Below are 6,794 nucleotides of genomic sequence, written 5' to 3'. Positions count from 1 at the left end.
GTGTTCAAGCCGTCGTGGCGGATCTGCCGCAGCTCATGCAGGGTCGCATCGGTGCTGCCATCGTCGACGACGATGATTTCGTACGACTCATCGGCCAGCGCCACGCGGATTTCCTCAAGCAGCGGCTTGAGGTTGTTCGCTTCGTTCTTGGCGGGAATCAATACGGATACAAAAATGTCTTGGCTCATGGAGTCTCTCTCGCCTTATTGGATTTCTTTTATCAGAGGCGAATCAAGGTGTCGTACACCGGCCGACTCGATGCAGGGTTCAGCTATTCAGGGCGAAGACGCCAACAATATCCCGCCCTGTGGACGCACTCGCGCGCGACCCCGCATACGGTGCCCGGCCATTTGTAAAAATGGCGTTAATATTTCATACACTTTTTGTCATCATTCCCCGAATGACGCAGCGAATTCGGTTGCCATTGGCGCTTGCCCATCTAAAGTGCACTCACGCACGTGAAAAACATGAATCGGGTAAGGATGCACAACCATGAGCACTGACCAAGAGACGACTTTAGACGAGCCGCGGCTCAACAGTACGGAAATCCGTATTCTGGGCTCGTTGATCGAGAAGCAGGCCACCAGCCCGGAAACCTATCCCCTGACCCTCAATGCCCTGGTGATTGCCTGCAACCAGAAAACCAGCCGCGAGCCGGTGATGAACCTCACACCGGGCCAGGTCGGCCACAGCCTGCGCGCCCTTGAAGGACGCGGCTTCACCAGACTGGTGATGGGCAGCCGCGCCGACCGCTGGGAGCACAAGGTTGACAAGGCCCTGGAACTGGTGCCGGCGCAAGTCATCCTGACCGGGCTGATGTTTCTGCGCGGCCCGCAGACCGTCAATGAACTGCTGACCCGCAGCGGCCGCATGCATGAATTCGAAGACGCCGAACAGGTGGTGCATCAGCTCGAACGCCTGATTGCCCGGGGTCTGGCCGTGCTGATTGCGCGTCAGGCGGGCCAGCGCGAAGATCGTTACACACACGCCCTGGGCGATCCGGAAGATATCGAAGCGATCATGGCGGCAAGGAACAACCCGTCCGAGCGTGGCAGCAGCGGGGTTTCGGTTGAACGGATAGAAGAGCTGGAAGCGCGGATTGCGGCGCTGGAAGAGCGGTTGGCACGGCTGGAGTAATTTTTACCTGTTAATGATTACCCCTGTGGCGAGGGGGCTTGCCCCCGTTCGGCGGCGCAGCCGTCGTAAAATCGGTGGACGAGGTTGCTCCTGAATGACCACTGTGCCTGGTTATGGGGCCGCTTCGCAGCCCAACGGGGGCAAGCCCCCTCGCCACAAAGTAACCGCCATCCTGTACCGCTTACTCGCCATCCCAGTAATCCACCCCATCCGCCTGCCGGGCCACCGCGACAAAACCTGAAGCATTACCCTCGGCATCCACCTTGAAGTCATCCATCACGGCGTATTTGCCGGAATCCGGATACTCACAGATCTCCGGCGATTGCTGGGTGCTGACGGCCAGGTAACGCAACTCGCCATTGCTGGTATTGATGATCTGATGCGCCCTTTCAGGCCCGCCCGGCGGGCAGGCAATCACATCACCGGCGCGGATTGGAAAACGTTCGGATCCCAGGCGGACTTCCCCTTCCCCAGCCACGACGTAGAACATTTCCTCATTGACCCGATGACTGTGAAACGGGCTGCCGCGCATGCCTGGCCCCAGCACATACAGGCGATAACCAAGCTTTTGCGCCCCCAGCAGCTGACCGACACGGGCCAGACGCTGTTGATAGCGACCGGCGGTCTCACCGGTCGGCGCAAACGATTCGGGCAGCGGTTCGAGTTCGACTGAATTCAGATTGAGAATGGGGGGATGCATCGACACCTCCTAGTGTCCTGTGTGGGAAATACGTTTCCTTTTGACGAGTGCCTGTGGCTGTCCGGCAAGGCGCCGCGACGAGTCATAGCAGGGCTATGGCGAGGAGTGGCAACGCAGGCGGGCGGCCACAGGTGCCGTCAAAATGGAACAGCTTATTTCCCACACAGGACACTAGCTGCGGGCAAAGGCTACTGCCTTGTGGAATTGCTCGTCCGTCGGACGCACGCCGGTATAGAGGACAAATTGCTCCAGTGCCTGGATCGCGATGACTTCCAGTCCGGTGATGACCCGCTTGCCTTCGGCACGAGCATGCACGATCAGCGGTGTTTCCGAGGGAATCGCCACCACATCAAAGACAGTTTCCGCTTTTTCGATTACGTCAGGCTCGAAGGCCAGTTGATCGGCCTCCGGTCCTCCCGTCATGCCGATCGGGGTGACGTTGACCAGCATCTGCGGGCGACGACTCCCCAGCTCTGCCTGCCACTCATACCCCAACGACTGCGCCAGTGCCTGCCCGGCGCGCTCGTTGCGGGCCACGATCAGGCCGTTTTCATACCCGCCATCGCGCAAGGCGCTCGCCACGGCCTTGGCCATGCCGCCGCTGCCGCGCAGGGCAAAGGTCGAGTCCTTGGGCACCTGGTGTTTTTCCAGCAACTGGGCAACGGCAATGTAATCGGTGTTGTAAGCCTTGAGATGACCGTCGGTGTTAACGATGGTGTTGATCGATTGAATTGCGGCGGCAGACGCGTCGAGTTCATCAACCAGGGCGATGCAGGCTTCCTTGAACGGCATCGACACGCCACAGCCACGAATCCGCAGGGCGCGAATACCGGTAACGGCGCCCGGCAGGTCCTGGCTGGCAAAGGCCTTGTAGTAGAAATTCAGGCCCAGCTGTTCATACAGATGATTATGAAAACGCAGACCAAAGTTCCCGGGGCGCCCTGAAAGGGACATGCACAGCTGGGTGTCTTTGTTGGGGTTCATCTGCATGGGGAAGCTCCTTCAAATGCACTTTTCGGATGGACGGGTTTAGCCCCCCATCGGGTTCTGATCGATCATATAAGCCTGATTTCACGGACTTACACAGGTCGGTAAGAAAGTCGGTACAGACCTTACACAAAATTTACCAAGCGGCTGTGCTGATTTTCGAAAAAACGCTGTCTTAGAAGTATCCCCGCGACAATCCCTGGGTCTATTGCAGACACAGGCGCCGGGCTGAAGAACCGAGGAACTATCATGATCCGTAAAGTCCCCACAGTAGCCTTGCTGATTGGCGCCCTCGCTATCGCAGGACAGGCGCAAGCCCATGGTGGTGGTAATTACTGGCAAGGCCCGGCGGTATTTGGCGCGATAGTCGGTACTGCCATCGTCGGCTCGGCCCTGATCAACGCCAACCGCCCGGTTTATGTCGCACCGCAACCGGTCTACTACCAGCCAACGCCGGTTTATTACGCACCACCGCCTCCGGTTTACTACCAGCCGGCGCCGGTCTACGTGCAACAACCGATGTACTACCGTCCGGCCCCGGTCTACTACGGACCACCCGGTGGTTACTACGGCCCGCCTCGCGGCTACTACGGCCATCACTACGGTCGCTGGTAACGGACTCATCAAGCCCCGCTGAAACAGCGGGGCTTTTTTATGCCCTTTTGTCGGTGCAGGTCTGGATAAATCTCGCCAAGGTCGTTATCGGAACAGCGTTGGCGACTCAAGTTGGCAAGATTGACCTGGTATTGTTTCTGCCGTGCGGCAGCAAACTGTCATATTTATGTCATGTCAGGTCCGCAAGCTCGGGTCTGTCCGTCAATAACAGGTTGATAACAACAAGGACGACCACATGCCAACGCAAAACCCGCACCGCATCGTCGGTCTGTGCACCTCCAGCAAGGTCTACAACGCACTGACCGAACTCAAGCACCTGGAAGGTCATCGCAGCGCCAAGTTTCTATCGCTGCTGACGCAAAACCTGGTGCGCAAGGGCCTGCTCAACGAGCAGGAAGTGGTTCATATGCTCGATCAGGTGGTCAGCTGACCGACCAACGGTCGTTTGCCCCCGCTGGCATCAATGACCACTATCGAAAGCGTTGATTACCCCTCAAGGCACCCTGACCTTAAAGTAACTCCACAGATTGATGGAGGTACTTGTCATGTCCAAGGTTCAGATCATGTCCGTTATCGGCAGCGCCGTCCCTGCACAGCTCAGAGAGCTGGGCATGCTCGCCTGTTGGTATCTGGTGCAGGATGGCGTGCAGATCAGCGGCCCGCTCACTTCGCTGCCCGCCGCCCGGGAGCTGTCGCAACGCATCGGCACCGGCCAGTCCGGCAGGCTCAGCGCCTAAGGCAGCTGCACCCGCGGTTTGGTTTCAATGAAGATGTCCCAGCTCGACATGAACAGGGCTGCGATCAAAGGGCCGATGACAAAGCCGTTCAGCCCGAATATCGCCAGGCCGCCGAGGGTCGAGATCAGGATCATGTAGTCCGGCATCTTGGTGYCCTTGCCCACCAGCAATGGCCGGAGCAGGTTGTCCACCAGTCCGATCACGAAGATCCCGAACAACCCCAGCACCACGCCCTGCCAGATTGCCCCGGTGAGCAGGAAAAACATCGCCACCGGCGCCCAGACAATCCCCGCCCCGACCGCCGGCAACAGCGACAGAAACGCCATCAACACCGCCCAGAGCAATACGCTGGGAATGTCCAGAAACCAGAAAATCAGACCGCCCAGCGCGCCTTGCGTGATCGCCACCAGCAGGTTGCCCTTCACCGTGGCCCGCACCACACGATTGAACTTGAGCTGCAAACGGCGTTTCTGCTGTTCCTGCAACGGCACCGCCAGGCGCACCTTGCGCGCCAGTTCCGCACCGTCGCGCAGGAAGAAAAACAGCAGGTACAGCATGATGAAAAAGCTGACGATGAACTCGAACGTGCCCTGGCCAAAACTGAAAGCCTGGGTGGCGAAAAACTCGTTGCCGGTCATCGCGCTCTTGATGATTTTCTCCCTCAGCCCATTGAGTTCCCCGATGCCGAAGCGGTCGAGCAAATGCTGGAAATATGGCGGTAGGCTGTGCTTGATCTGCGCCACATACCCGGCGATGTCCAGCTCGCCGCTTTCGATGCTCTTGTAGAGCGTTGTTCCCTCCTGGACCAGGAAGACGCCGAGGACTATCACAGGCAGGATCGCGATCAACAGGCAGATGCTCAGTGTGAGCAATGAAGTGAGGTTGCGCCCCCAAGCGAACTTCAGTTGCAGCCGACGTTGCAGGGGAGCAAAGAGGATCCCGAGGATCACCGCCCAAAACACGGCGCCGTACAGCGGCAACAGAATCCAGACGAAAGCGATGCTCACCAGGGCCAGCAGGACGGTCAGCGATTTGTCTTTCAGAGTTTCTTCGTTCATGTCCGATCCATGCCAGTCTGCCCGGACGCAAAGGTACGTCCTGATGCTTAGGTCGTCGCGGCCAGCACGAGTGCCATGAACAAAGCATAGATCCAGATCAATAAACCCTCGGGCCAAGGCGTTTACCCTGCGCGGCTTTTGCGATCGACCCGCCATGAACCTGATTGCTCCGCAACTGCTTGCCCCCGCCGGTACCCTGAAAAACATGCGCTACGCCTTCGCCTACGGTGCCGATGCCGTGTACGCCGGCCAGCCGCGCTACAGCCTGCGGGTGCGCAACAACGAATTCGATCACGCCAACCTGGCCCTCGGCATTCGTGAGGCCCAGGCTCAGGGCAAGCGCTTTTACGTGGTGGTGAACATCGCGCCGCACAACGCCAAGCTCAAGACCTTCCTCAAGGACCTGGCGCCGATCATCGCCATGGCGCCTGATGCCCTGATCATGTCCGACCCCGGCCTGATCATGCTGGTGCGTCGCCACTACCCGCAGATGCCAATCCACCTTTCGGTGCAGGCCAATACGGTGAACTGGGCGAGCGTCGAATTCTGGCAGCAGCAAGGTTTGAGCCGGATCATCCTGTCGCGCGAGCTTTCGCTGGAAGAAATCGCCGAGATCCGCGAGCAAGTGCCCGCCATGGAACTGGAAGTGTTCGTGCACGGCGCGTTGTGCATGGCCTATTCCGGGCGTTGCCTGCTGTCGGGCTACATGAACAGGCGCGATGCCAATCAGGGCAGTTGCACCAACGCCTGTCGCTGGAAATATTCGGCGCAACCGGCCACGGAAAACCGGTTCGGCGAGATTGTCCAGACATTCGATCCCGAACCGACCCTGGGCATCGGCGCGTCCACCGGGCAGGTGTTTCTGTTACAGGAAGCCAATCGTCCCGGCGAACAGATGCCGGCCTTCGAAGACGAACACGGCACTTACATCATGAACGCCAAGGACCTGCGCGCCGTGCAGCACGTCGAACGCCTGACACACATGGGCGTGCACTCGTTGAAAATCGAAGGCCGGACCAAATCCCACTTTTACTGCGCGCGCACCACCCAGGTTTATCGCCGGGCAATCGACGACGCGGTGGCGGGACGGACCTTCGACCGCAACCTGATGACCGACCTGGAATCCCTCGCCCAGCGTGGCTACACCGAAGGTTTTCTGCGCCGGCATGTGCATGACGAATACCAGAACTACCAGAACGGCAGTTCGGTGTCGGAACGCCAGCAGTTTGTCGGAGAACTGACCGGCCAGCGGCGGGATCGCCTGGCCGAGGTCAAGGTGAAGAATCGCTTCGGCCTGGGCGACCACATGGAACTGATGACGCCCAAGGGCAACTTCCACTTCGACCTGCATCAGTTGCAAAACGCTAAAGGTGAAGCGATCGACGTAGCGCCGGGAGACGGGCATACGGTGTATTTGCCGATACCGGATGCGGTGGATCTGGATTTTGGATTGTTGATGCGGGATGTGGGTGTGTCTTGATCTTCAAATACACACAAAACACCTGTGGGAGCGAGCTTGCTCGCGATGACGGAGTGTCAGTCGCCAGCAACGTAGACTGA

9 protein-coding genes are annotated in these 6,794 nt (G+C 58.8%); 5 read left to right on the top strand and 4 right to left on the bottom strand.

Going from position 1 to position 6,794, the window contains the following annotated elements:
• The coding region (locus tag AB4Z35_RS24605) for a glycosyltransferase family 2 protein (protein WP_442099931.1) at positions 1–188 on the bottom strand (188 nt) is incomplete at its 3' end.
• A gap of 304 nt (positions 189–492) precedes the next feature.
• Here AB4Z35_RS24605 and AB4Z35_RS24600 point away from each other — a divergent pair.
• Positions 493–1,137, top strand: a complete 645-nt coding sequence (locus AB4Z35_RS24600) for a YceH family protein (protein WP_007997002.1) — start codon at positions 493–495, stop codon at positions 1,135–1,137.
• Positions 1,138–1,318: 181 nt separating this feature from the next.
• Here the strand turns inward: AB4Z35_RS24600 and AB4Z35_RS24595 are convergent, their stop codons facing one another.
• Both AB4Z35_RS24595 and AB4Z35_RS24590 read right to left on the bottom strand, forming a co-directional pair.
• The gene (locus tag AB4Z35_RS24595; protein WP_442099930.1) at positions 1,319–1,837 is read right to left on the bottom strand and encodes a cupin domain-containing protein; all 519 of its coding nucleotides are present in this window, start codon (positions 1,835–1,837) and stop codon (positions 1,319–1,321) included.
• A gap of 171 nt (positions 1,838–2,008) precedes the next feature.
• Entirely contained in the window at positions 2,009–2,827 is an 819-nt protein-coding gene (locus AB4Z35_RS24590) for a shikimate 5-dehydrogenase (RefSeq protein ID WP_442099929.1), read from the bottom strand.
• A gap of 246 nt (positions 2,828–3,073) precedes the next feature.
• On the opposite strand from AB4Z35_RS24590, the gene AB4Z35_RS24585 reads away from it, so the two are divergent.
• The 3 genes from AB4Z35_RS24585 (at position 3,074) to AB4Z35_RS24575 (ending at position 4,176) form a co-directional block, all read left to right on the top strand.
• Positions 3,074–3,439 (top strand): hypothetical protein, encoded by a 366-nt coding sequence (locus tag AB4Z35_RS24585; protein ID WP_442099928.1) that lies wholly within the window; start codon positions 3,074–3,076, stop codon positions 3,437–3,439.
• Between the two features lie 235 nt (positions 3,440–3,674).
• Positions 3,675–3,869 carry a hypothetical protein gene (locus tag AB4Z35_RS24580; RefSeq protein WP_007988042.1) on the top strand — a complete coding sequence of 65 codons (195 nt, stop codon included), beginning with the start codon at positions 3,675–3,677 and terminating at the stop codon, positions 3,867–3,869.
• A gap of 115 nt (positions 3,870–3,984) precedes the next feature.
• Positions 3,985–4,176: a hypothetical protein gene (locus tag AB4Z35_RS24575; protein ID WP_008004165.1), complete on the top strand. Its 192-nt coding sequence runs from the start codon at positions 3,985–3,987 to the stop codon at positions 4,174–4,176.
• Here the strand turns inward: AB4Z35_RS24575 and AB4Z35_RS24570 are convergent.
• Positions 4,173–5,234, bottom strand: a complete 1,062-nt coding sequence (locus tag AB4Z35_RS24570; RefSeq protein ID WP_442099927.1) for an AI-2E family transporter — start codon at positions 5,232–5,234, stop codon at positions 4,173–4,175. The genes AB4Z35_RS24575 and AB4Z35_RS24570 overlap by 4 nt on opposite strands.
• A 154-nt stretch (positions 5,235–5,388) precedes the next feature.
• Between AB4Z35_RS24570 and trhP the strand changes: the two genes are divergently transcribed.
• Complete coding sequence (trhP, locus tag AB4Z35_RS24565) at positions 5,389–6,714, top strand: prephenate-dependent tRNA uridine(34) hydroxylase TrhP (RefSeq protein ID WP_442099926.1); 1,326 nt, start codon at positions 5,389–5,391, stop codon at positions 6,712–6,714.
• Positions 6,715–6,794: the final 80 nt, after the last annotated feature.

The organism is Pseudomonas sp. KB_15 (genome assembly GCF_052114525.1).
Lineage (GTDB): Bacteria > Pseudomonadota > Gammaproteobacteria > Pseudomonadales > Pseudomonadaceae > Aquipseudomonas.
This window is presented reverse-complemented; position numbering and strand designations above follow the sequence as displayed.

Excerpts from the sequence above, each read along its gene's own strand:
- AB4Z35_RS24600 (WP_007997002.1), top strand. The coding sequence starts at position 493 with ATGAGCACTGACCAAGAGACGACTTTAGACGAGCCGCGGCTCAACAGT.
- AB4Z35_RS24595 (WP_442099930.1), bottom strand. The coding sequence starts at position 1,837 with ATGCATCCCCCCATTCTCAATCTGAATTCAGTCGAACTCGAACCGCTG.
- AB4Z35_RS24590 (WP_442099929.1), bottom strand. The coding sequence starts at position 2,827 with ATGCAGATGAACCCCAACAAAGACACCCAGCTGTGCATGTCCCTTTCA.
- AB4Z35_RS24585 (WP_442099928.1), top strand. The coding sequence starts at position 3,074 with ATGATCCGTAAAGTCCCCACAGTAGCCTTGCTGATTGGCGCCCTCGCT.
- AB4Z35_RS24580 (WP_007988042.1), top strand. The coding sequence starts at position 3,675 with ATGCCAACGCAAAACCCGCACCGCATCGTCGGTCTGTGCACCTCCAGC.
- AB4Z35_RS24575 (WP_008004165.1), top strand. The coding sequence starts at position 3,985 with ATGTCCAAGGTTCAGATCATGTCCGTTATCGGCAGCGCCGTCCCTGCA.
- trhP (WP_442099926.1), top strand. The coding sequence starts at position 5,389 with ATGAACCTGATTGCTCCGCAACTGCTTGCCCCCGCCGGTACCCTGAAA.